Origin of the sequence: Bradyrhizobium sp. CIR18, from assembly GCF_014198295.1 — a bacterium.
GTDB lineage: Bacteria > Pseudomonadota > Alphaproteobacteria > Rhizobiales > Xanthobacteraceae > Bradyrhizobium.
Genome location: NZ_JACIHF010000024.1, coordinates 58,544 through 82,771 on the forward strand (window position 1 = coordinate 58,544; position 24,228 = coordinate 82,771).

A 24,228-nucleotide genomic window follows, 5' to 3' on the forward strand; every position below is an offset into this window, starting at 1 on the left:
GCGAAACGAAGCGTCCAATGCATGAATGAGTAACAATGGCTGATTTCCTTTCGAAGCTTGCGCGCGACGCCGGTCAGAGAGAACCTCGGGCAAGGCGCAGCGCTGCCACAAGGCTGCAATCCAAGGCAGAACCGGGTGCCACAAAGCCAAACAGTTCTGCGAAGGTGTTGACCGCCGAGGAACCGGCGAGCAGACAGCCGGAGCCGTCGCGCGAAGTTGAGCAGCTAGCGCCGGCCGCGGACCTTGCAGATGCCGCGCGCACCCTCAAGGGCCTCGGTCTGTTCGACGAGGACTTCTATGCCGCGAGTTATCCGGACGTGATCGCGGTCGGCGCTGATCCATTCGAGCATTTCTTCCTCTATGGCTACAGGGAAGGTCGTAAGCCAAATCCGATCTTCGACCCGATCTGGTACGTCACGACCTATCCTGATGTGCAGGAGGCGGATGCGCATCCGTTCTTGCATTATGGGACGGTCGGGGAGCGCGATGGACGGCGGCCAAGCCCCTATTTTCAACCGGCCTGGTATCGGGAGAAGTACGGCATTCCAGAAGGCGAGAGCCCGCTTGCGCACTATCTCAAGAACCGCTTGGGCCCGTTCAGCCCGATCCCGGAATTTGACGCGCAATACTATCTTCAAGCCTACCAGGACGTCGCCGCGGCCGGCGTCGATCCGTTCGAGCACTTCATCTTTCATGGCTACAAGGAAGGGCGCAACCCGTCAGCGGATTTCGACACCAAGTTCTACATTCAGCGCTACTTCAAGGGTAAGACGGACCAGAATCCGCTTCTGCATTATCTCGAGCATCGCCATGAGGATGGCATCTATCCGTCACCTCCGGAGAACGAAGCCACGATCCCGGCGGAGATTAAGCGGTTCACCCGGCCGAGCCCACTGTTCGAGGAGCTGCGCCCATTGCCGGCCGGCGCCAAGCCGCGCGCCAAGGTGCTGGCCTACTATCTGACTCAGTTTCACGCCTTTCCTGAGAACGACAAATGGTGGGGCACCGGCTTCACCGAGTGGACGAACATCGCGCGCGGCATTCCGCGCTTCAAGGATCACTACCAGCCGCGGATCCCGCGCGACCTCGGCTTCTATTCGCTCGCCGACATCGAGACCATGCGCAAGCAGGCGAAGCTCGCCAAGGCGGCGGGTGTCCACGGATTTGTGTACTATTACTACTGGTTCAACGGCAAGCGCCTCTTGGAAAAGCCGCTGGAGCAGTTCCTCAAGACGCGCGATATCAACATGCCGTTCTGCCTGATGTGGGCCAACGAGAACTGGACACGGCGCTGGGACGGCATGGAGGGCGAAATCCTGATCTCGCAGGACTACCTCTCCGATGATGACGAGCGCCTGTTGTCCGACTTCAACCGGCACTTCAAGGACAAGCGCTACATTCGCATCCAGGGCCGGCCGCTCCTGATGATCTACCGGCCGCGCCTCATTCCGAATACGGCGAGTGTGATCGCGCGCTGGCGATCGATCTTCGCGAAGAAATTCAACGAAGATCCGATCATCATCATGAGCCAGAGTTTTGATGATTATGATCCGGCTGCGAACGGCATGGACGGCGCGATCGAGTTTCCGCCGCACAAGCTGACCAAATACGTGCCGTTGGTGAACTCCGAAGCCAAGATCCTGGACGACACTTATGCGGGCCAGATCTATAGCTATGATGATGTCGCCAAATATTCGCTTGAGGAGCCGCGTCCGAAGTTTCCGCTGATCAAGACGGTGGTGCCGAGCTGGGACAATGATGCCCGCCGGCAGGGCTCGGGCCTGGTGATCCAGGGTTCGACCCCGCAGAAATATGAAGCGTGGTTGTCGGCGCTGGTCGACCAGGCGCAGATCCACACCTTCTTCGGCGAGTCGTTCGTCTGTATCAACGCCTGGAACGAATGGTGTGAAGGGGCTTATCTCGAGCCTGATCTGCATTTCGGCTCGGCCTACCTGAATGCCACTGCACGTGCGGCTACTGGTCTGACACGGGACCTGTCATTGCCCAAGGTTCTATTGGTCGGACATGATGCGTTCCCCAGCGGCGCGCAGCATCTTTTGCTCAACATCGGCAAGACGCTGCGCAGCGCCTTCAATATCGAGGTCGAATATCTCCTGCTTCAGGGCGGAGCGATGGAGGCCGAATACGCCTCAGTCGCTCCACTCACCGTGCTCAACCAGGCCTCGCAGATTCCTGCGACGCTGCGACACTTCCGGGAAAAGGGCTTTACGGCAGCCATCGCCAACACGGCGGCGAGCGGGCGCGCCGCGAAGTTTCTCGTTGATATGGGCTTTCGGACCGTTTCCCTGGTGCACGAACTGCCGCGGATCCTGCATGAGAAGCGCCTGGAGGAGATCGCACGGGCGGCGATCGGTAGTGCGCATCATGTCGTGTTCGCCTCGGACTTCGTACGCGACAAGCTCGTCGAAGCGCTCGGGCTTGACGCGACCGACGAGCGTTTCCTCATTCGCGCGCAGGGCAGCTACAAGCAGATCGAGCCGGCGCCGACGGAGGCCGCGCTCGTTCGCAAGGAATTTGGCATTGCGCCCGCCGACAAGATGGTGCTGGGCGTTGGCTATGCCGACCTGCGCAAGGGCTTTGACCTTTTTCTGCAAGTCTGGAACCTGGCGCGACGACGCAATGCAAACGTTCATTTCTGCTGGGCCGGCGGCATCGATCCAAGCCTGCAGGAATGGCTGGGACCGGAGATCAAGCGAGCCGAGGCCACCGGCCATTTCCATCTCGTCGGCTATCGTTCGGACATGCAGGCGCTCTATTCCGCCTCAGACGTCTACGCGCTGACCTCACGCGAGGACCCATTCCCGACGGTGGCGCTGGAGGCGCTCAGCGTCGGCGTGCCCGTCGTTGCATTTCAGGACTCCGGTGGCATTCCGGGCTTCCTTCTCAAGGAGAACGTCGGCCGCGTCGTGCCCTATTGCGATACGCCGGCGATGGCACAGGCCGTGGAGAATTGTCTGCGCTGGATGCCATCTGACGCCGAGCGTGCCCGCATGGCTGAGATCATCCAGACAAAGTTCGCCTTCGCAGACTATGTCCGCGATCTCCTGCGGCTTGCCGTTCCATCCGTGCCCACCGTCTCCGTCGCAGTGCCCAACTACAATTATGCGCACTGCCTGCCGGAGCGACTTTACACCATCTTCGACCAGAACCATCCGGTCGAGGAAATCATCGTGCTGGACGACTGCTCGTCCGATGACAGCATTTCCGTCATTATGAAGCTTGCGGACCAGCGCCAGCGTGATCTCACCCTCGTCATCAATGAACAGAATTCCGGCTCGGTGTTCGCGCAATGGGCGAAGGCTGCCGAGATGGCGAAGGGGGAGTTCCTTTGGATCGCCGAGGCCGACGATCTCTCGGAGCCGACCTTCATCTCCAGCCTGCTCGCGCTCATGCAGGACGATCCGGACATCGCCATCGGCTTTACCGACTCGAAGTCCATCGATGCCGACGGCGCGTATCTCTATGCGAGCTATAAACCGTATTACGCCACGATCGAGCCTGGTGCGCTATCGCGCAACGAGATCTTCGGCGGTCGCGACTTCGCAGCCCGTTACCTCGGTGTCCGGAATACGATTCTAAATGTCAGCTCGGTTCTGTGGCGTCGGGAGGCGCTGTTGCTCGCGCTGAGTGCGTGCCGCGACCGTCTAACGGACTTCCGAATGGCTGGTGATTGGCTGCTCTATCTTGAGGCGCTTGCGGCACCGGGCGCGAAAATTGCCTATGTCGCCGATCCCCTCAACGTTCACCGTCGCCATGCGGCAAGCGTCACCCATTCGTTGAAGGCGCAAAAGCACATCGAAGAGATCGATACGATGCACCGCCTCGCGCGCGAGCGGTTCGGCCTCGGAGAGCGGGAACTCGAAGCGCAGGCTGCCTACCTCGACGAGGTGTCGGTACAATTGCTGGGAACAGTCAGCGACGCCGAGAAGCCGAAGCGGACGGCAAAGGTTGCGGCGCGCGGTGCGGCCGGGAAGTGATCGTGGTGACTGCAACTAAGGGCGTTTTTGGGTGATTTGATGTTTGTGCCTTCTGCTGAATCGTTGATGAGTGCCTTAAACCTCGACAAGTCCGCTTTGGATGGTTCCGGCCATGTCAAGGTGCCGGCAGGCTTGCTCAAGCTGTTGCTACAGATCGCCATAGCCGCTGCCGATTTCGACGAGGACAGCTATTTGCGGGAGAATCCCGACGTCGCAAAGGCCGTTTCTCGTGGGGAGCTCGAAAGTGCACACATGCACTACATAGGCTTTGGCTACTTTGAGGGCCGCCGCGGAGGAGGGCCGGCCGTAGATGCCGAATGGTATCTCGGCAAATATCCCGACGTCGCGGCAGCCGTTAGAGATGGTCGGGTGAAGTCGGCAGAAGCACACTTTCTATCGATTGGCGGCGGAGAAGGGCGATCGCCTGCGGCTGACTACGAAGCCGAGGCGGTGCAATGGAAATCAGCGATCAGAGGGAAGGTAGGATAAAGATGCGGTGAAGATCCTTGTTGTGGCCGCAAAGTTATTCGGACGATGGTGGTGAAGAGAAATATGGGTGGGAATAAGCGCGCTACATATTGGTTTGGGATCGACATCGCCGCCGGAGGAGTACAGTGAAGATTTTTCTGCTTGGAGCAACGCCGAGCTTTTCCGCGGAAGTTGGCGAAGATCCAATTTCAAAGCTGGTGAAGACCGGAGGCAATACCGGGAACCAGTTGATTGCGCGCGGGCTGCTTGATCGTATCGTATATGACGACCTCTCGTGGGATCACAGTATCGATCCCAGGGCGGTCCATGAGCGCTTCGACATGATCGTCGTTGCGGCGGCCAACTTCCTGTTTCCAAAATTCGATTTGGGCGGCATGGCGCAATATATCGAGCGGGCCGACCTGCCGGTGGCGATAGTGGGTCTTGGAGCTCAATCAAGCAACTACGACCCAAATATAAGCTTGATGCCTGGCACCGAGCGGTTCGTGAAGGTGATTGCCGAACGTGCTGTCAGCATCGGCGTTCGGGGCCCCTACACGCAAGAAGTTCTCGCGCTTCGTGGTGTGCACAATGTGACCGTGACCGGTTGCCCTTCCTACTACATGGGGGGGCCTCACGGCATGAACATCCCCCGAAAGCCGTTTGAAGAGGTCAAGCGCCTTTCGATCAACGCGTCTCGCGACGTCATCGTTCATTCCTTTGACAAGGAAAGGATGCTTCGGCTCGTGCGCGAGATCTACAAGACGGGAATAACCTGGAAAGCGGATTTCGTTGCCCAAAGCGAACAGGCCGAAATCAGGTTGGGAGACAAGCAAGCTCGGAATGCTGAGGACTCGCTGAAGGAGCTTTCGACGTTCTTGACAGGGGTCGCTCCCGAGGCCGACATACGAAAGTGGGCGGCCGATCACGTGCGAGTCTTTTTTGACGTGGATGACTGGCTTGATACCGTTGAGACCTACGACTTCGTCTTCGGCAGTCGATTTCACGGTTGCATGATCGCTCTACAGCGTGGCGTTCCCGCTCTCGTCATCTGTCACGATACTAGAACTGAGGATATGTGCCGGTTCCTCGGCATGCCGTTCGTCTCCATCGTTGACCTCGATGAGATCGATGTCGCGCAACTATATGGTCGTGTCGGGCTAGGCAGCCTCGCGCGGCGCTATCAAGGACTCTATCCTGCATATATGCGATTTCTCACAGCAAACAAACTCGTCGCTAAAAGCTGACCATCTCAAGCCGGATCCCGGGACGACAAGGAACAAGCATGTAAGCACACCCGGATGGGCCGATGAACTGATCACTCATTCCGACATCGAGTACAAATCGTTCATGTAAGAAAGCCCTTTCTCTCTTACTTCGCGGCTGCGCGATATTTCGGGAGTGGGCTCCAGAATGGTGTGTCGACATCGATGATGCCGTGCGACAGCGTTGCGGTCGACCCTTCGTTCCAGATCGACCGACCGCTCATGAGCGGAAAGCGCGTACATGCTATTTCAGATGACGAGTGACCGCTTCTTTGCCAGGGGCATCTACGCGTTCCCGGCATATTACGAATTCTTGCCATCGAACAATCTGGTTGTAAAGCCGCAGTTGATCGCGCATGAATGCGTCGGCGGTTTACCTTAAGCCGTGTGCGATGTTCAGTTCTCTCCCGCGTGACAGCTCTTCATAACCTCGCCCGCAGTTCTCAACATCGAGGCGGACGGATCACCCAAAGTCGGGGCCAGTGCTCCACCTTCGCTGTATTCATTCCAGGAATAGATCAGGGCGATCTGGTAGGGGCATCGATCCGGGTGCTTCGACATGAAGCGCGACGCCTGTCGGCAGGCGAAAGCGAATTCATCAGGGGTTGCGATCGCGACATACGCGCCTCTGTCAATGCGCGTGTAGTCCCGTTTGTCATAAGCGGGAGGGGTTTCCTTCCGCGGCCGCGAATCCCAGCCGACCATGACGGTCGGCACCACATTGACCGAAGTGTGAGCCAACTCATCTTCCCAATATTGTTCTGCGTGCCGTTGGAGCTCGGGATAAGTGCCAGATCGGTTTGGTCCGAAATTTATTCCATACGTCGAAATGGCATCGGCGCCTATCTGGCTTCGGGCCGTTTCAGCTTCAGCAGGCGGTGCGTGCAAGAGTACGATGTACGGATCCCGGCCGCCCGAGGATGTCGTCAGGTTTCGCAGGTGAGACAGCGATTTCCCGAGCTCGGCGAGCGAACCGTTCCAGTATGAGGGCAATAAGGCATCCAGGTAATAGAGGAACAGAAGCGGCCTGCCGTCCGGCGTTCTCTGGTAGTTGTGGTCCGAAAAGAGATCGCGAATGCGCCGTGTCGCTTCGTCGAATCTGCTAGCGCGACCTAGCGTGTCAAAGGTCGCTATCAGACAATAGTTCATTTGATCGGCAATGCCGCTTTGACGATGGTACGTCAGCCCCTGCATCATCGAGTGCGTGAGGTCCAGTTTGCCATCGCTGCCGTACGCCAGATATGCCCAGTAGCCGAGACCGGCCTCGTGAGCGACCCGTATCTCATGGTCGAACGAGTCTCTGGTCGCCTTGAATTGCAACGTTTTGGATTCGGTCAGACGGCTATGGAGCGGCGCACGAAACTGCCAACGTTGGGGGCTCAGAGCTTTTTCTTCTTCATAACAAGGTTCCCCCTTTGTGTCGCAGTATTGCGCGTCCCACCTTATGGCTCCGAAGGTCGCGCATCGCGTTCTTGGATAACTCCGTCTGGGAAGCAGGAGGGTGGCGAGAAACCCTCGCAGAAGAGTCCGACGCGTTGATAGGTACGAAATGGCTGACATTTGCAGTTGCGACCAGTTGCGACCAGATCGGCAGGGCCATGCATTCACCTTTTGAGGCGTCCTCCGCGGCTGATCATTCCATAATCAGCTGCACGCGCCTCGCAGGACATGAGAGGTAGCAACTCGCGGCGCGCGAAGATTGTTCCACACTCGGGGGCGTGCGCGGTTCGCGTGTCAGGCTATGAAGCTCTCCGTTCGGTGTGCGAGCACAACACGGACTGAAGTTTGCTGGCCGCATGACGCCTGATATCGATGTCATCCGTTGGCACGACGCGAACAAATCGCTCCGCAATTTCTGTCAGTAGAATATCCGGCTTGAAGTCGTCGACCAGCTTCCAGTCGATGGTGGCCGACCAGACAAACATCACGGCATCGACGGTCTCGGCAAACATTCCGGTGAGCATATGAGGCCGATACTCAAAAAAGGAATCGCCGAACACGAGAAGTCGCATTTTCGCCAGAGGGTGCCTCTCGTTGCGATATTCGACGATCGATCCGACGTGCAGCAACAGATCGTTCGGCACTCGGCCGGTTTCGCGCGCGGTCACGATCTCGTTGGCCTCGACCCGGGATGCGCCGATGCCAAAACGTCCGAACCGAATCGTCTCGAACCGCTTGGGCGTCAACTTGGAGCCGAGATCCCAGCTACCTTCGTGGGCTGGTGCGTTTCGCAGGATCAGATCTGCCTTTTGCGGTATCCCCATGTATGAGCACAGCATCTGATAGGCGCTGAAGCATCCTTCCACCGTCCAATGAGTATCGGTTCGATGGAATACGTCATAGTTGCGTGCCTGCTTTCTGAGATAGTTGGTTAACGGCACCAAGGTCCCGCGCAGCTCGGCATCGTGGCTCTCTTCCAGGATTTCGGCCGGGAATCTCATTTGCGAGGTGATCGCGAGCGCCTTTGCCCTGAGTATCGAGAGCTTGTCCGGAACGAAGCAGTGAAGGTATTTTATCCCTTTATCTGCGGCAGTTCTCTTCCTGCTGACCAGCAGAGCCTTCCATGCAGAACAGATCAATTGGAGATTTTGCTCGGATTCGGAGAAAAGACGCGCGACGTCGTTGCGGCCGCCAACCAGGAAGAGATGGCCGTCGTCTCCCTCGAAAACGTCTGTTGAGAGCTGCGGCACAACGGTTCACTTTCGTCTCAGTGCTATGCAATCTTGGGCAAGCTGTGCGCGATCAGCATAGTCGATGACAGCGAATAGATCCGAGAACTTATCGGAAAGATATTTGTCCGTTACGAAGCATTCTGCAAATTCGCTACGCGCCACTGAGTCCGAGGGCAGCCAAAAGAACTTTCCGGACCTCACTTCTGTTATTGCGGTGTCAATCGCGTTATAGGGAAGCCGCTTCAGAATGAGATCAATCCAGAAGTGTATCTCTTCACCGTCGATCTTCTTTCGGTGTGCGTCCTTCAGGTTCTCCAAGAACCGAACGCCAAGAGTTGTTATGAAGCAGACGCCATCCGGTCTGAGAATGCGTGCAATCTCGGAAATCCACCGATCGAAATAGTGCTGGTTGAAGTGCGAAAAGGTCGACCATGTGACCAAGTGGGTCGCGAATCCGTCGCGGAACGGGAGCGGCGGCAACGGGTCGGTCTTGACGAAGCTGATATAGCTGTTCGCCTTGCGCGCTTCGACGATGAAGTCGAACGGTTCAACTGCATAGATATTCGCCGCAGGCACATCCTTCATAAAAGCGCGCGCGATGCGGCCCCAGCCGGTTCCAAAGTCGATCAGGATGCTATCCTCGGAGAAGGAGGCGCCAATGGCGTTCAAGACGCCGACGCAGTGCTCGCGAAAACTGAGCGCGCCTCTGATCGCCATCTCGTTGGAGTTTCCTTGCAGATGGCGCTGCAGGTCCGCTGACGGAAATGAGGGAAAGGCGATGCCCCGTATCGAAGGCTCTTTGACGCTCCTGACCAGGTCTGACCGCCATTCCTGCTCGGTAAGAGGTGCATAGGTCTCGTATATCTTGTTGATCTCGGTGTTGTGCATCTCTTCCTCGATTGAGCGAACGTCGTTGTTTGAGGCAGATGGCCGCCTCGCTCCGGCTTACTTGGTGAGTCCGACCCGCTTGGCCTGATATCCGCGCTCCAGGATCGCCCGCCACCATGGCTGCTGCTCGACGTACCAATGGACGGTCTTCCGAATGCCGGTCTCGAAACTCTCCTCGGCGCGCCACCCCAGATCGCGTTCGAGCTTCGAGGCGTCGATCGCGTAGCGTCGATCGTGACCGGGGCGGTCGGCGACGAAGGTGATGAGATTGCGGCGGGCGCCGCCGTGACCTGGACTGATCTCGTCGAGGAGATCGCAGATGCTTTCGACCACGTGGAGATTGGTGCGCTCGTTCCGGCCGCCGATGTTGTAGGTCTCGCCGACGACGCCGTGCTCGAGCACCAGCGTGAGGGCCCTGGCGTGATCCTCGACATAGAGCCAGTCGCGGACATTCTGCCCGTCGCCGTAGACGGGAAGCTGTTCATCGGCCAGGCCCTTGATGATCATGTGCGGGATCAGTTTCTCGGGGAAGTGATAGGGGCCGTAATTGTTCGAGCAGTTAGTCACGAGCGTCGGGAGCTCGTAGGTCTCATGCCACGCGCGCACGAGATGATCTGATGAGGCCTTGCTCGCTGAATAGGGTGAATTGGGCGAATAGGGCGTGGTCTCCGTGAAGAAGCCGTCCTTGCCAAGAGAGCCGAACACTTCATCCGTGGAGATATGCTGGAAACGGAACCGCGCCCGCTTGTCCGCAGATAGCGTCCTCCAGTAGCGTAGGGCCTCCTGGAGCACCGTGAAGGTGCCGACGATGTTGGTCTGGATGAATTCGCCGGGGCCATCGATCGAGCGGTCGACATGGCTCTCCGCCGCAAGATTCAACACCGCGTCGGGCTGATAGTGCTCGAACAGCCGGCGCAGTCCCGGGGCGTCGCAGATGCATTGCTTCTCGAAGGCGTAGTGGAGGTTTTCGGTCGCGGCGGGGAGGGAGTCGAGGTTCGCGGCGTAGGTGAGCTTATCGATATTGACGACGCGCGCGTGGCTGTTGCGCAGGAGGTGGCGCACGACCGCGGAGCCGATGAAGCCGGCCCCGCCCGTCACGAAGATGGTCACCCCCTTCAAACGCATGATCGATCAACTCCGTGCGGCGAATTAGGCCGCTCTGTGCGCGCGTGCGACGGATTGTAGATATTCGCCGTAGCTGCTCTTTGCGGTCTTCGCGGCCACCCGGTCGAACGCATCAATCGTGATGTAGCCCTGTCGCAACGCGATTTCCTCGGGGCAGGCGATGCGCAGGCCCTGGCGTTGCTCGAGGATCTGGACGAAATGGCTGGCCTCGACAAGCGAGGAATGTGTACCGGTGTCGAGCCAGGCAAAGCCGCGACCGAGCACTTCAACATAGAGATCGCCCCGGTCCATATAGGCCTTGTTGACGTCCGTAATCTCGATCTCGCCGCGTGCCGACGGCCTGATCCGCGCGGCGATGTCGACGACGTCGTTGTCGTAGAAATAGAGACCGGTGACCGCGACGTTGGACTTCGGCTGCTTCGGCTTCTCCTCGATCGAAAGCGCGCGACCGGCCTGGTCGAGCTCAACTACGCCATATTGATCAGGTGTGTTGACGACATAACCAAAGATGGTGGCGCCCTTATTTCGCAGGGATGCCTTTGTTAACATTCCTGGCAGGCTGTGCCCGTAGAAAATGTTATCGCCTAACACTAGGGCGACCGGATCGTCGCCGATAAAGTCACGCCCGACGATGAATGCATCGGCCAACCCCCGTGGCGTCTCCTGCGTGGCGTAGGAAAAATGTAGGCCGATTTGGCTGCCATCACCGAGCAACCGCTCAAAGAGCGCCTGGTCCTGGGGCGTGGAAATGACCAAAATTTCCCTGATTCCGCCTAGCATTAGCGTCGAGAGCGGATAGTAGATCATGGGCTTGTCGAAGACCGGCAAAAGTTGCTTCGAGACGACGGTCGTCACTGGATAGAGGCGAGAGCCGGTGCCGCCTGCGAGAATGATGCCTTTCATTGCCCCTCACAGTTTACTTATCACAACCATAACATATAATGTTAAGAGTACAAGTTAGTGACGACGCCGAAACACGGTGTCAGTTGGCAAAAAATTCGCAGTGCTCCGAAAATGAATGTGATCCGGACCGAACTTCCTGAAGTCCTCATCATCGAGCCCAAGTTCTTCGGCGACGACCGTGGCTTCTTCGTCGAGAGTTATCAGTTTCCCCGCTACGTCGAGTACGGCATCACGCGGCCCTTCGTGCAGGACAACATGTCCCGCTCACGCTACGGGGTGCTGCGTGGTCTGCATCTGCAAAATCCCGTCGCCCAGGGCAAATTGGTGGCGGTGCTGCGGGGCAAGGTGCTCGACGTCGCGGTGGATATCCGCGTCGGGAGTCCGAATTTCGGGCGCCACGTGGCCGTCGAGTTGAGCGAGGAAAACCGGCGGCAGTTATGGGTTCCGCGCGGCTTTGCGCATGGTTTCCTGGTGCTCTCGGAGACCGCGGACTTTTTCTACAAATGCGACGATTTCTATAGCCCCAAGAACGAGGTCTCGATCCGCTGGGACGACCCGACGATCGGCATCAACTGGGGCATCGAACGACCATCGCTGTCGGCCAAAGATGCGGATGCGCCGCTGCTTGCCGACTCGAAAAACCTTCCAGTCTACGGGCAGATCTGATGCGGATATTGTTGACGGGAACCGACGGCCAGGTCGGAGGCGCATTGCAACCGCTTTTGGCAGGGCTCGGTACGATCATTGCGCCTGACATCGCCGCGTTTGATCTGTCGAAGCCCGAACGGCTTGCCGGAGCGCTCGACGCCTTCAAGCCCGATCTCATCATCAACCCCGCGGCCTATACCGCTGTAGACCGCGCCGAAGACGAGCGCGAGCTTGCGTTCCGCATCAATGCCGGGGGACCTGAGGAGATCGCCCAATGGGCGGCGAAACATCGGGTCCCGCTGGTGCATTTTTCCACGGACTATGTCTTTGACGGCTCCGGGGAGGCACCGTGGCGCGAGGACAGTCCGACGGGCCCGCTTTCGGTCTACGGCGCGAGCAAGCTTGCCGGCGACACTTCCATTCGCGCAGCCGGCGGTCCACACCTGATCGCGCGCACCTCCTGGGTCTACGCCGCCAAGGGCGCCAACTTCCTGCGCACCATCGCGCGGCTTGCGGCGGAGCGCAAAGAGCTACGCATCGTTGCCGATCAGATCGGCGCGCCGACCACGGCGAGGTCAATCGCCAACGCTATCGCCGATATCGTGCTGCCAAATTTGTCGAACCTGAATGAGCTCTTTGCGCGCAAAGGGGGAGTCGTCAATCTCGTCTGCACGGGTGAGACCAGTTGGCATGGCTTTGCGAGCGCGATCGTCGCCGGCCTGAAGTCGCGCGGCCTTGCGTTGGAGGTGGAGGAGATCGTTCCGATCGCTACGGCCGATTTCCCGACCAAGGCGTCGCGGCCCGGCAATTCCCGACTCAACCTGTCGCGCCTGAATAGACAATTCGGAGTGGTCACGCCGGACTGGCGGGAGGCGTTGTCGGTCGAGCTCGACGATTTCGTTGCGCAGCGCGCGCCGAGGCGGCGGGTCAGCTGCAGCGACGAGCCTATTCGTGATTCACCGGCGGATCGATCGAGAGAGACGCGCGGGCCTGAAGGGCGATGAGGCGTCGCTTCAAAACCCCAGCGGAACGTCGCGCGCTGGTTCGAGATGATTGTAGCGAGGGGCGCGTGGCCCCGGTGGCCAGGCGAGGCCGCTGTAGGGGATGCCATCGCGCGAAAGCTGCGGATTGTAGCTCGGGTCCTCGTTGAGCCATTCGCCCCAGCGCGCCCGAAGCAGATTGAGCTCGCGCTCGAACCGGCCGCGCCGGTCGGCGCGATCATCCGCGCCGCGGCTGGCAGATTCGGCGTGAACCAGCTTCGCATGCGGCGTGAAAACGATGCGCTTGCCCGCCTGACGCAGCCGTAAGCAATAGTCCACGTCGTTGAAGGCGATCGCAAAGCGCGCTTCGTCCATGCCGCCGACGGCAAGATAGTCGTTGCGTCTCGTCGCGAGGCAGGCGGCAGTCACCGCGCTGCATCCGTGCGTCACAAGCAGTTGATCGAGAAAGCCGGGATCATCGGCGAATCTGTCGGTGAAGGCGTGGGTCGCCGCAAAGTTCATTCCCAAGACGACACCGCCATGCTGCACGACGCCGCCAGGCCAGGTCAGGAGTGCGCCGACCGCGCCGACATCAGGCTCGGCGAGCCGAGTCAGCATCTCCTCAAGCCAGTCATCGGAGCCCGCTTCGATGTCATTATTGAGGAGACAGAGCACGTCGCTGTCCAGGACTGCACAGGCTTGATTGTTGAGCCTGGCGAAGTTGAAGGGCCCTTCGACCCGCAAGGTTCGCACGCCCCGTTTCGACAGATTTGCAAGGTAGGCGATGGTGTCCGGATCGACACTGTCGTTGTCGACGACAAGGATATCTGCGCGGCAGCGCTCCACTGCGGGCGCGATGCTGTCGAGACAGGTCCGCAGGAGGGGGAGACGATCGCGGATCGGAATGACCACGGTCACGCGCTGGCGCGAAATCGCTCGACCAATCCGGACCGCAGGGAAGAGGTTACCCTGTTGTGGGGTCACGTCCGCGCTAACGGCGCGTGCATCGAGGTGCATCTGGCTCGCCGCGGCAAGCCGACGGCTGGCGTTGGTTCGATCGAGGTTGGGCAGCGTCGCCAGCGCTCCCGGCAAATGAAGGATGTTGTCCTGACGCGGACCGAGGTGATCGAGCAGGCAGTTGAAGAGACGGTAAAGATTGTCGGGGCGGGTCTCGAGGCCGGTGAGCAAAGCGTCGCGTCGCACTGCGAACAGATGCGCACAATAGCCTTGCTCGAGCATTCTCTCGTAGTCGAAGGCGGGAAATGCCAGAGGCCAGAGGCGACCATCCTCAGCAAGAAAATCAAGGTCGCCGTACAGAGCGATCGCATCCGGATAGGCGTCGAATGCGGCGGCGATGCGGGCCAGGGCATTCGGCTCGAGCACCATGCCCGCCATCGTGATGACGACATGATGTGCATCGGAAGCGGCGTCGTCCAAGAATTCCAGGAGAGCGTCGGTGTCGACGGAGAGCGGCTCGCCGTCGATAAAGCCGGCAGTCCAGCTTTCGTGGGTCTGGGTCTCCAGCGCAGCGAGCGTTTGCTCTGCGCCGGCGGCGCCGGCGATCATGACGGCGAGCGAAAGGCCGCTTGCCAGCGGCACCAGCAGCGGAAAGCGATCGCGCCAATTCACGTAGTCGGCGAGGGGAAGCGAGGCCGGAATCAGTTGGTCATAGAGCTTGCCGCGCAGACGCTCCGCATCGTAGCCGCCGAGCGCGTCGATCATTCCGGCAAGACCGTCGGGAAAGGCAACGAAGACGGCCGTTGTTGGAATTGGCTCGCCGTCCTCCCTGCGCAGCGAGGCGCGGTGAACGCGTCCGTCGGCAAAACGTTGCGGAACATGGAAATCGAAGGCGCGCGCATTCCGGTGTGCGGCAGCTTCGCCGACATGCGTCCAGGCGGCAGCATGAACCTGTGCGACGGCCTCTCCGTCAATGATTGCCTCCAGGAACAGAGCGGGTTCGCTATCGATCCAGCCCTGGAAGTGCAACCCGCCAAGCCAGCGCAACTCGCATGTTTTGCACAGATCGACGAGGCTTGCGCGGCCACTCTCCAGATCGATGGGTTGACCAACGACAGTGCCAAGATTGGCGAGGCGTGCCTCGAGGATGCGCGCGGCGCGAAGCAGATCGGGCTCTATCGTGACCGCAAAGCCGCAACTCGCCTGAAGCCATGGTTCAGAGAGCTCGGGAACGAAGGCGTCGGCATAGGCCGTGCTGAACACCAGACCGTCGAGCAAGATCTCAACGGTATAGCGGCGCTCCGGCGCGTGGGCGTCGTAGGCGAAGCCGGACAACGTCCCGTCGTGCGCGAGCTCGAGCCGGCTGACGAGCTTTGGTCTGATCGACGGTTCGGGCTGCGGGCGGGAGAGGCGCGACATGCTCATGACCCCGCGATCCAGTCGACCACGAGATCGGCAAGTCCTGCTGCGTTCACAATGGCAGGAATCGCAAGGTCGCCTTTGCGGGGCTTAAGCGCGCCGCCGGACCAGTCGCAATAGGCGACAGGTCTTGTCGCCTCTTTGGCGGCCTCGACGAGAGGATGGCCGAAGATGGGCTGCTCGAAATCGGTGAGGATCCAGCCCGGATTATGCGGCGTCAGCACCTCGCTCAACTCGTCCGCAGCGACCGCGCCCGTGACGAAGAGATTGGGCCGCGACATAAGGCGATCATCGCCGCAGGTGGTCCCGGCGATGACGATCGGTAAGGATGGTTCGCGCCGCCACAGGCGATCTGCCAATGTTCGTATCATGCGCAGGGATGCCGGCGAAGGCGTCGCGGGAACGATGACGAGAGATTTGTGCGAGGCGGAGATCGGAGGAAGTGTCAGCGAACCTGTGGGCCAATTATGCAGGACGATTTCGCGATTGGGCCACCGTTCTTGCGCAAAAGCTTTGGCCGATTTGCTGGGGACGAGAAGAGGGGTTGTATGGGGGGGCAGGGAAGCGATCTCGCCGATGCTCTCCGATATCAGCCAGCGATCGACCGGAAGATTGAGGCCCCCGATCCATTCGATGAGCCGTGGCGACGGATTCGGGTCGAGGATCTCGATACGCGTTGGGCATAAACGCGTCAGGAGGTCGCCGGCCTCGGCGCGACCGGCCTCTGCATCGAGGCGCAAGCGTGTGGCCTGCGGCAAACCTCCGTCGGTAGCCCTGAGATGAAGCAGATCCTGCTCCCAGGAGAGCAGGATTATGCGCTCGCCATCTAGCCGGAGATGCCGTATCCGCGCGTCGGTTACGGCAGGGCAGGTCCGCTCGCCCACGAGAACCAGCACCGACGGCTCAGCCGGCCATGGCAGCGCACGCTCGAGCGCGGCGCGGGCCGGCCGTAACGGATCGGCGATTTCAAAGGCGCGGCATTCCTCCCGGTAGTTCGGGAATCGCTGGTCCAAAATGCCGAGATTGCGAAGCACGAGGCCTCGCTTCTCCTGTTGGAAAGATTTAGAGCCGTGATGTCCGACATAGACCGACGGCGCGCAAACATTGCGAAAGCCGTTGGCCCGCGCGCGGAGGCAGAGATCGACGTCCTCGAGATAACCGCGCTCGAAATTGTCGGAGAGCTCGCCCACAATATCGAGGCAGGCGCGGGTCACATAGAGGCAGAATCCGATGCCGCTTGCGACATCGATCGCGTGCCCCGCATTGGCGGCGCTGGCGACGCGATCGATTGCGACGATCTCGTCATATCGCGGCATGGGATTAACGTCGTTCGGCGTCGGAAAGGAGAAGATGTCGCCGTTGTTGGAGAGCGGTGTGACGGTTCCGATGTTCGGCGCCGAATGTGCTACGTCGGCTAACCGATCCACGAAGCCCGTCGGGACGAGCGTGTCAGAGTTGAGCAATACGACGTCGCCCGTCCGTACCTCCTTCAGCGCGCGATTGATCGCGCCGACAAAGCCGAGATTGACCGTGTTTACGAGGAGGCGAATCTTGCCTGTCGTCGCAAGCTCGCTCAAATGGCGCTGCAGCTCCACTTCCGGACTGGCATCGTCGATGGCGAGAACCTGAAAGGCGTCCTTACCAGATCCTCGCGGACGCCTTGCCTTGTCGAGACTCTTGAAGCATTCGATCGTTGCCCGCGCATCCCCATAGACAGGGACGATAACGGTCGGCAGGCCGACGTTCGATCCGATTCTGGTGGCAGAATCGCGAGTGGCTCGGAGGTTCATCGTCGAGGCGAGATTGGGCGCCATGCGTCGAACCTGGATGACGTGTTCGCCGCATCTCAGCGTCACAATCTGAGCTGTCTTGGACGGTGGCCGCCGAACCAGGAAGGTTGTTGCCTGCACATCTGCGCTCGCCAGGGGGTGAAACGGATTGGGTTCGAGAATGCTCGTCAGCGTGCCGTCTTCGGTTGCGAGGCTCACTTCGACGGGAAGGGCGTTGGTCCAGGCGACCCAGCCCGTCACGTGATTGTCGAACACAGAGCAGGCCGCCCAATGCCGGCCCCCAACGCGCCGCAGCTCCGCGATGGCAGCTCGAAGGATGGCTGGATTGCCTTCGCGGCATATCAGTTGCGTGGCTGCGGCTAGTCGCCGATCGTCGGCAGCCCATGCCAGCATCCGGCGGTTGGCGCCGACATCGGAAGGATCGACAAGAAGCGCCCGCGCAAGATCGAACAGTGCAGCTTCGCTAAGTCCAAGCCCCCAAGCGGCTTCGGCGCGGAGAACGAAGCAGTGAGCTGCTGGTGGAGGCGCAACGCGAATGCGTCGATCGGCGTATTTGAGTGCGGTCGCGAAGTCCTGCGCGGTCAGCGCCTCGGCTGCGAGGCGTTCGAGCGCGATATGCGCGCGAGGCCCGGCGGGCGAGGGGACGTCAATGACCCCGTTAAGAACCATGCGGCGGTCCGGCCTAGTCGATCTCGTTAGCCGACGGAACTCTCTTGGCGCGCCCGACTGCGGAAAACACGTACCCGGCCGGAGCCGACCGACTTACGTGCTGGCTTTGCGGGCACGACGACGTTGTCCGTGGCCGCGATTCGGTTGATGCCCATGCGAATGCCGACCAGAGGCTCGCGGCTGGTCGGGCCCGACAGCACGACCCGTTTGCCGATGGCACGCAAAGTCGGCGCGTTCAGGAACGTCGCTTCCGCCACGAACTCGAATCGGTCGGTGCCGCTGATTTCCAGCACGACGCCCGTAATCGGCAAGGCTCGTCCGCGGGTGCCGGCAAAAGTCCCGAGTGAGACCATTTTGCCGCTGCCCGCCTGGCCATTGGCGAATTGGACCGCATAGCGAATATCGAGGCCCACAGGCTTCTCCGGCCAGTCAAGAGCAATTCCTTCGATGCGCGAAGGGGCCGTTGGCCCTGCAATCCACGTGTTGGGCGCGGCAATAACATCGCCGCGACCAGCAACGTGGCCGAGGACCTTGAGGCCCTCGATTACAACATTTGAGTGTAAGGCCGTGTGCTCACTTTGCGCGACGAGTGGTGCGCGGCCGGATTGTATCGGTTCGATACGAACCATGGCCGCGCGCGATCCTCCCGGTCGCATCGGCTGAACCTGAATCTGCAACGTGCCGGGCGTGTTGACCCGCACCATTAGACCGGAATTGGGCTGCCATAGTGTCGGCTCGCTCGCATCAGGGTGCATGATGAGCTCCATGCGGCCTTCATGCCCCTGCGCCGGTACAACCGTGACGTGAGGTGGCGAGGCGAGATCGTCCGCGCTCTTGTAGTTCACTAAGAACAGTCCCCGATCGAGACTTACGACTTTGTGTTGCTCAACGTCGCCCATCATTGCCCCCCGAATCAGATCCGATAAACTAGGATTTTCTTTGTGCCGCCTGACGATCATGCGTGCCAGCTTAAGAGGCGGATCGTCGCTCCCCGCATTTCAGGGAACACTTCTCAAGCGAGCGGCGGGACGCCAATATGGCGGCAACAGAGACCGTCGCATGTATTCGGTTTCTGCGCTGAGCAGCTCCGCCATCTGACGAAGCCTTTCATTCTCGTCTCTCAAGAGCGCGATCACGCCCACTATGTCATCTACGCCGATCGAGTCGGGATGCCAGCTTTGCAACTCAAAGTTGAGGAGAGGCTGTTTGGTCTTCATTGGATGCTCACGCGCGCTTAGGCTTGGGTCTCTAGAAGTAAAGTAAATATCAAAGCTCGCGTGGCGAGGACAAAACCAAAAGTAGCATACGTTTGGACTTAATCGCTCTAATTTGGGGCAAGAAAATGTCATGCGCATGGAAAGCTTCGACGCGAAGAAGTACTTCAGCAAATTATCGATCGGGAACCTGCGGGCGACTGACACAGTGGTGTCATGCGGGATCGATTGGGTGCCAATCGGACGGCGCCCTTGCTCACGAAGCGAGCAAGGCGAGAACAGATAAATCTTGAACTTAGGTTTGTGATGGAAGCTGCGTGCTTCGCTGCTGGCAATTCTTGCTATAGATATCTCCGTGCTTGCACTCATTCTCGGTTGATTGCATGGCACGAGGAAACCAGCCCAGAGCGGCGTCGATGAAGATCCTAATCGTTCACAACAATTTCCCAGCACAGTATCGCAACATTGCGGCTGCCTTGGCCAAGGAGCCTGGCTTCGAGGTCGTGGCCGTCGGTGCATCAAATGCAAGATCGATGCCTTCCGTGCGATTGATAAAATACGCTCTTCCTGACGCGGACGTTTCGGGAACGCATCCGTTTGCACGGCGTTTCGACGTCGAGTGCCGACGTGCCGAACAAGTGCTGTACAGTCTTTCGAGTCTGGCGACGTCGGGGTTCACGCCGGATCTGATTCTCGCCCATCCCGGGTGGGGCGAGACTTTGCCGTTGCGTACGATGTTTCCCAAGGCACGTTTGCTCGTCTATTGCGAATTTTTTTACGGGGCCGAGGGGCGTGATATCGGATTTGATCCGGAATTTCCAATGCCTGGCCTCGATGGTCACATCGGGCTCCAGTTGAAGAATGCGACGACCCTGCTCGCGCTTGAGGACTGCGAAGTGGGCATCTCGCCAACGAAGTGGCAGCAATCGACGTTTCCCGCACATTATCAGGGCAAGATCGATGTGATTCACGAGGGCGTCGACACGGCGCGCATGCGGCCGAATCCGCAGGCGCGCCTGATGCTTCCGAATGGACAGCACGTCCGACCGTCCGATGAGGTCGTGACGTTTGTCGCGCGCAATCTCGAGCCGCTCAGGGGCTACCATATCTTCATGCGCGCACTGCCGGAGATCTTGAGACGGAGGCCGAGCGCACAGATCGTCATCATTGGCAGGGATGGCGTATCCTACGGACTTCCGCCCCCTGCGGGTGAAACCTGGAAATCGATCTTCCTCACCGAAGTGCGCGATTGCTTGGACGTGTCGCGTGTTCATTTCCTGGGCGGCGTCTCGTATCAGACCTTCCTTGCGGCCCTTCAAGTATCATCGGCGCATGTCTATTTTACGTATCCCTTCGTGCTGTCCTGGTCGATGCTGGAGGCGATGAGCGCCGGCTGCCTCGTCATTGGTTCTGACACGGCACCGGTGCGCGAAGTTATAGATTCAGGCGAAAACGGGTTGCTGGTCCCTTTCTTTGCGGCGGATGAGCTTGCCGAGCAGGTCGTCGAAGCGCTAGAGCAGCCGGCAAGATTTTCAGCGCTCCGCGAGAACGCCCGCCGCCACGTCGTCGATCACTATGACGCGGAGCAGGTCTGTGTGCCGCGAATGCGTCGCCTTCTCGATCTGAGGGGAAATGTCGCCTCATCGCCGCGCGTTTTCTGGCCAGCGCGCCCAGCCTCAGATTGGCGGACCAAAGGCGCCAAGCGCACGTTACGCAACATGCCGGCAGATCGCCAGGTGTGATGCAGTCGCCCCGTGATACGCTGCCGGCGACGTCTTGAGGCTGCTCGTTCCTTCGATCTGAAACTAGATCTGGTCTTTCGAAAAGAGCAGGGGTACTCGCATTTGGTTGCGGTCCTGGTGTGCGCTAGCTTGCGGTCGATGAGCGAGAAAAAGCCAGGGTCATGCCTTCGTTCAACTCCCAAGAAGCAGGGTTCGCTACAGAACTGCCGACCGAGTGTCGCCGGCCGCGCCTAGGGTAAGCGGCGCCTTCAGGAATGTAGATGAAGCATCGCCCCGCGCCGCATTGCACTATCAATGGACAGCCCAAGGAGAAATCGGCGGCTGTCAATTTGCCGCGCCCGGAGAGCCGCAGCGAGCAGGGGATTGCCACCATGAGACCCTACGCCGGGTATTTCGGGAAGCGCGACTTGAGCTCAGGCGCGCTAATCTTCGGGTCGAAGCGGATCCGATGCAGAGGATCAAGCACCTCCTTGTTCGAGATGATGCTCGTTGGCTCCGCGGGCAAGCCAATCGGCCAATTCGCGGATCACACTATCGGATTTGCCATCGAGCCGTCACTCGACTGACGGGAGCAGACTCGAACCCAGCCAGAATGACTCAGATCCAATCCAAGTCGACACAATCCAAATCGACACCCCTGGGATATTCGCATAAGCAGGCATCTCCAAAGAAGTGTCTGCCTGGCGAGTCTCTTCTGTCGTTTTTCGTCCGATCTGAGTCGTTTGCGCTCGATCAGAGTCTAACGGGGTCAATCTAGCGAACGAGATTCCAACTGCCCTGCCGCCCTTTGCAACCAAGGTTCGCCCGAGGTCCATAGAGGGCTACACTTGATTAATTGCGACATGTGGCACATGCTAGGCGACACGTGGCGCGAGGGCTGCCATGACTGCCGCAGCCGAGAAACCGGCTCCAAAGGGGCCAGGCAATGATCTGCAGAAGGTGGCCGATTTGCTCGGCGGGCCGCGCATCCTGTTGCGCCGGATTACAAGCACCTCGACGCCCACGAACTGCTGCTGGACGGACTGCCAGGCTCTGCGTTGACCTACTTCGTCAGTCACCTCATCTTCATTCAAACGGACTCGCTGGAAAAAGCCTTCGGAATGAGCCTTCGCACCTTTCAGCGACGCAAGGGCGCTCCGGACAAGCCGCTGAGCCAGGAGCAAAGTGGGCGGACCTGGAAGTTTGCCGAAATCCTGGCCAAGGCCACGGACGTGTTCGGTTCGCAGGAAGAAGCAGAGTAGTGGCTCGAGCATCCGGCCATCGGTCTTGACCAGCGTCGCCCGATCGACCTGCTTGCCACTCCGGCGGGCATCGAGCTCGTTCAACAGTACCTCACGCGCCTCGCATACGGCGTCTATGCATGACGCCTTCTGTAGAGCCATTGGGGAGGCGGCAAGCTCATCGCTTGGCGCCTCGATCAGGCGCGCTTTGCGTCGACCTGGGCTGATGATTCGCTCACGCATGCCGATACAGAATGATCGGAACGCCCGGAGCAAGTTGGTTCAGGAAGTCGAAGTCGCCGACATTGCCTGTCAATATGCTGGCACCGGTACTCCGCGCTTGGAGATAGATCAGCGCATCGTTGAGGTATTTCCGCTCGTGACCTGCACCCTTTGGCGCGCCGCTGAGACGAAATAGCTCGCCCGCAAGTATTCCCGCTTCGCCCCACATCGTCGTATCTGGAGCTTGCAAGCGATGCTGCGGAATGTCTTCAATCACATCCCTTGCGGTTTGCAGAACCCCATTCCTTGAGGGGTGGGCCGGATCGAGCCGACCGAACACATGCATTAGTTCGCCTAGCCAGACGGCCGAGTGGTGGCAGACGCGATATGTCAGCAATTCATCGACGGCGGCCGGCGTGCGGGCCTGCAAGACGTCGAGGTAATCGCTGATATCGAGAATTAGTGCGCCGCCGATGAGGGGCCCGTCGGATGCCCAAGCAAGCTCGGAATCTGCTCGTCGCGTCAACCGCTCCAAATGCTTGTGCGGTTTCAGACGCCGCAACGTTCCCTGGAGATCAAATGGCAAGATCGATATCTGCCGGGACGCTTCCCTTGCGCCTGACAAGACGTGCGCCGAAATCGTCTTCGAGCGCCAAACGCGACAACGCGAGCTCTAGAAGTTCGGTATCTGAAGATACGTGAGCCCGCTTCTTTGCCGCTTCTACCAGGCCTGCCGACACGCGGCCGGACAAGCGCGTGTTCTTGGCCTCACCGAGCAGCCCGACGGCGCGCGCCTGCTCGAGCACGAGTCGGTTGCGCTTTAGCGCAATGTGCTCCTCGGCCTCTATCGACGTGCGGGTCCGCATAACCATCGCAACCTCCAACGTTGGACAAAAGATAACAATTGTTAAACATCTTGCAAGGCAAACGCTGTCCATAAGGACTGTTACGCACCAATTGAACTAGGCCGTGTCTCATTAAGCAGTTGGCCGCCCGATGTCCGCTCTACCTCTAACAGCGGCGAAAAAGCGGACACCTCCCGAGGTCGCTGAAGGGCCACAAGCGGAAATGCCTCGGCATTGCTGTACTGCAGCTATTCTAGGAGAACTAGGCGGAGAAGGCGCCGCGCTCCCGACGTTCGAAATTGAAGCACAGAAGATCGATTTCGGATTCACCGATGTCGGCGCGAAAGAACCTGCACGTATATTCAGGCTGCTTTCTACGAGTATCTCCAGAGGCCTCAGTCAGGAAGATGCACTTTCTGCAATTATCCGCATGGTGACGATCCCGGCGCGCGTCGAGTTGCTCCAATATTTGGCGAAGCAGATCGCGAAAGTTGTTTGCGCCAAGTTCAAGTGTAGCAACTGCATGGACGAGCTGTGCGATAGGATCGCGCAACAGGATTGTCTCTCCTCGCTGAGTTACATCAAGGATCACCGAGCGCTTGTCTTCATCCGAACTGCGGCGTTGAAGATAACCTTTGTCTTCGAGACGCTTGACTGTCTGAGAAGCGGTGGCACGAGTTGTGCCGACGAACTGGGCTAACCCGGAAGGGGTCCGCGAGAATCTGTTTGCACGTGCCAGAAAGCGCAGCGCCATCCACTCTCGATCTCTCAATCCGTGGAGGGTATCTTCGAACTCCCAACTGCCTGCGGCTTGAATTAGTAAGTCGACCGCTTCCCGCGCTGCCGTGATCATCCCTATGCCCCTGCATTCCTACGGCAATATATTGCTGATCGCATGCCGCATCGCACGAGGAAAATGACCCGACGTCTACATACGAAGGTTTGCAATCAGAACTAGTGGGTCACGTGCACGATCATCTGCAATGCCCCTAGGAAGTGCATTCCTTACATGGACCTGACAAAGAGATGCAGATGGATGCGATCCAAGCCCGCGTCCGCTCTGCCTCCCCAAACTGCCATCGCGAATGCCTCAGTCCGGTTCGGCTAAGGGCCATGTGTGGACGGCTCCTGGTTGGCAAGGAGAATCTTCACTTTGCGGCGTTGGTCGGAGCGGCCATGTGTTCGGCCTGTTTGCGCGGTTCA

The 24,228-nt window shown here is 59.4% G+C and carries 19 protein-coding genes and 1 pseudogene; 8 read left to right on the forward strand and 12 right to left on the reverse strand.

The features are described 5' to 3' along the window. Positions 1-164 precede the first annotated feature (164 nt). The 3 genes from GGD65_RS37935 (at position 165) to GGD65_RS37945 (ending at position 5,713) form a co-directional block, all read left to right on the forward strand. Positions 165-3,998, forward strand: coding sequence for a glycoside hydrolase family 99-like domain-containing protein (locus tag GGD65_RS37935; RefSeq protein ID WP_183238511.1), 3,834 nt, complete (start codon positions 165-167; stop codon positions 3,996-3,998). Between the two features lie 39 nt (positions 3,999-4,037). Beyond that, positions 4,038-4,487: a hypothetical protein gene (locus GGD65_RS37940; protein ID WP_183238512.1), complete on the forward strand. Its 450-nt coding sequence runs from the start codon at positions 4,038-4,040 to the stop codon at positions 4,485-4,487. A 125-nt stretch (positions 4,488-4,612) separates the two neighbouring features. Beyond that, the gene (locus GGD65_RS37945; protein WP_183238513.1) at positions 4,613-5,713 is read left to right on the forward strand and encodes a polysaccharide pyruvyl transferase family protein; all 1,101 of its coding nucleotides are present in this window, start codon (positions 4,613-4,615) and stop codon (positions 5,711-5,713) included. 414 nt (positions 5,714-6,127) lie between these two features. Here GGD65_RS37945 and GGD65_RS37950 read toward each other — a convergent pair whose 3' ends face one another. From GGD65_RS37950 to rfbA, 5 genes are all read right to left on the reverse strand, one after another. Continuing rightward, the gene (locus GGD65_RS37950; protein ID WP_183238514.1) at positions 6,128-7,051 is read right to left on the reverse strand and encodes a glycoside hydrolase family 99-like domain-containing protein; all 924 of its coding nucleotides are present in this window, start codon (positions 7,049-7,051) and stop codon (positions 6,128-6,130) included. 419 nt (positions 7,052-7,470) lie between these two features. Beyond that, positions 7,471-8,421: an alginate O-acetyltransferase AlgX-related protein gene (locus GGD65_RS37955; RefSeq protein WP_183238515.1), complete on the reverse strand. Its 951-nt coding sequence runs from the start codon at positions 8,419-8,421 to the stop codon at positions 7,471-7,473. A gap of 6 nt (positions 8,422-8,427) precedes the next feature. Beyond that, positions 8,428-9,291, reverse strand: coding sequence for a class I SAM-dependent methyltransferase (locus GGD65_RS37960; protein ID WP_183238516.1), 864 nt, complete (start codon positions 9,289-9,291; stop codon positions 8,428-8,430). A 57-nt stretch (positions 9,292-9,348) separates the two neighbouring features. Beyond that, positions 9,349-10,416, reverse strand: coding sequence for a dTDP-glucose 4,6-dehydratase (gene rfbB, locus GGD65_RS37965; RefSeq protein ID WP_183238517.1), 1,068 nt, complete (start codon positions 10,414-10,416; stop codon positions 9,349-9,351). A 24-nt stretch (positions 10,417-10,440) separates the two neighbouring features. Continuing rightward, positions 10,441-11,319, reverse strand: coding sequence for a glucose-1-phosphate thymidylyltransferase RfbA (gene rfbA / locus GGD65_RS37970; protein ID WP_183238518.1), 879 nt, complete (start codon positions 11,317-11,319; stop codon positions 10,441-10,443). A 111-nt stretch (positions 11,320-11,430) separates the two neighbouring features. On the opposite strand from rfbA, the gene rfbC reads away from it, so the two are divergent. Both rfbC and rfbD read left to right on the forward strand, forming a co-directional pair. Further along, entirely contained in the window at positions 11,431-11,985 is a 555-nt protein-coding gene (gene rfbC / locus GGD65_RS37975) for a dTDP-4-dehydrorhamnose 3,5-epimerase (protein WP_183238532.1), read from the forward strand. Beyond that, positions 11,985-12,971: a dTDP-4-dehydrorhamnose reductase gene (gene rfbD, locus GGD65_RS37980; RefSeq protein ID WP_183238519.1), complete on the forward strand. Its 987-nt coding sequence runs from the start codon at positions 11,985-11,987 to the stop codon at positions 12,969-12,971. Before rfbC ends, rfbD begins: the two co-directional genes overlap by 1 nt. A gap of 9 nt (positions 12,972-12,980) precedes the next feature. Here the strand turns inward: rfbD and GGD65_RS37985 are convergent, their stop codons facing one another. Next, the gene (locus GGD65_RS37985) at positions 12,981-14,513 is read right to left on the reverse strand and encodes a glycosyltransferase family 2 protein (protein ID WP_312017770.1); all 1,533 of its coding nucleotides are present in this window, start codon (positions 14,511-14,513) and stop codon (positions 12,981-12,983) included. 96 nt (positions 14,514-14,609) lie between these two features. On the opposite strand from GGD65_RS37985, the gene GGD65_RS40625 reads away from it, so the two are divergent. Then, on the forward strand, positions 14,610-15,443 hold the full coding sequence (locus tag GGD65_RS40625) for a hypothetical protein (protein ID WP_246783557.1): 834 nt from the start codon (positions 14,610-14,612) through the stop codon (positions 15,441-15,443). On the opposite strand, the gene GGD65_RS37990 is transcribed toward GGD65_RS40625, so the two are convergent. From GGD65_RS37990 to GGD65_RS38000, 3 genes are all read right to left on the reverse strand, one after another. Further along, positions 15,326-17,782: a glycosyltransferase gene (locus tag GGD65_RS37990; RefSeq protein ID WP_210317516.1), complete on the reverse strand. Its 2,457-nt coding sequence runs from the start codon at positions 17,780-17,782 to the stop codon at positions 15,326-15,328. The two genes, GGD65_RS40625 and GGD65_RS37990, sit on opposite strands and share 118 nt — an antisense overlap. Before the next feature lie 26 nt (positions 17,783-17,808). Next, the gene (locus GGD65_RS37995) at positions 17,809-18,684 is read right to left on the reverse strand and encodes a hypothetical protein (protein ID WP_183238534.1); all 876 of its coding nucleotides are present in this window, start codon (positions 18,682-18,684) and stop codon (positions 17,809-17,811) included. Positions 18,685-18,780: 96 nt separating this feature from the next. Beyond that, positions 18,781-18,999: a hypothetical protein gene (locus GGD65_RS38000; RefSeq protein ID WP_183238521.1), complete on the reverse strand. Its 219-nt coding sequence runs from the start codon at positions 18,997-18,999 to the stop codon at positions 18,781-18,783. A gap of 413 nt (positions 19,000-19,412) precedes the next feature. Between GGD65_RS38000 and GGD65_RS38005 the strand changes: the two genes are divergently transcribed. Both GGD65_RS38005 and GGD65_RS38010 read left to right on the forward strand, forming a co-directional pair. Further along, positions 19,413-20,738, forward strand: coding sequence for a glycosyltransferase family 4 protein (locus GGD65_RS38005; protein ID WP_183238522.1), 1,326 nt, complete (start codon positions 19,413-19,415; stop codon positions 20,736-20,738). An 882-nt stretch (positions 20,739-21,620) separates the two neighbouring features. Further along, a pseudogene (locus GGD65_RS38010) lies at positions 21,621-22,102 on the forward strand (antitoxin Xre/MbcA/ParS toxin-binding domain-containing protein). Positions 22,103-22,193: 91 nt separating this feature from the next. Here GGD65_RS38010 and GGD65_RS38015 read toward each other — a convergent pair. The 3 genes from GGD65_RS38015 to GGD65_RS38025 all read right to left on the reverse strand — a co-directional run bounded on the left by GGD65_RS38015 (position 22,194) and on the right by GGD65_RS38025 (position 23,878). Continuing rightward, positions 22,194-22,766, reverse strand: a complete 573-nt coding sequence (locus tag GGD65_RS38015) for a type II toxin-antitoxin system VapC family toxin (RefSeq protein ID WP_183238523.1) — start codon at positions 22,764-22,766, stop codon at positions 22,194-22,196. Continuing rightward, the gene (locus GGD65_RS38020) at positions 22,756-23,052 is read right to left on the reverse strand and encodes a hypothetical protein (protein WP_183238524.1); all 297 of its coding nucleotides are present in this window, start codon (positions 23,050-23,052) and stop codon (positions 22,756-22,758) included. The genes GGD65_RS38015 and GGD65_RS38020 overlap by 11 nt, the downstream gene beginning before the upstream one ends. 235 nt (positions 23,053-23,287) lie before the next feature. Further along, entirely contained in the window at positions 23,288-23,878 is a 591-nt protein-coding gene (locus GGD65_RS38025; protein WP_210317517.1) for a MarR family transcriptional regulator, read from the reverse strand. Positions 23,879-24,228 lie beyond the last annotated feature (350 nt).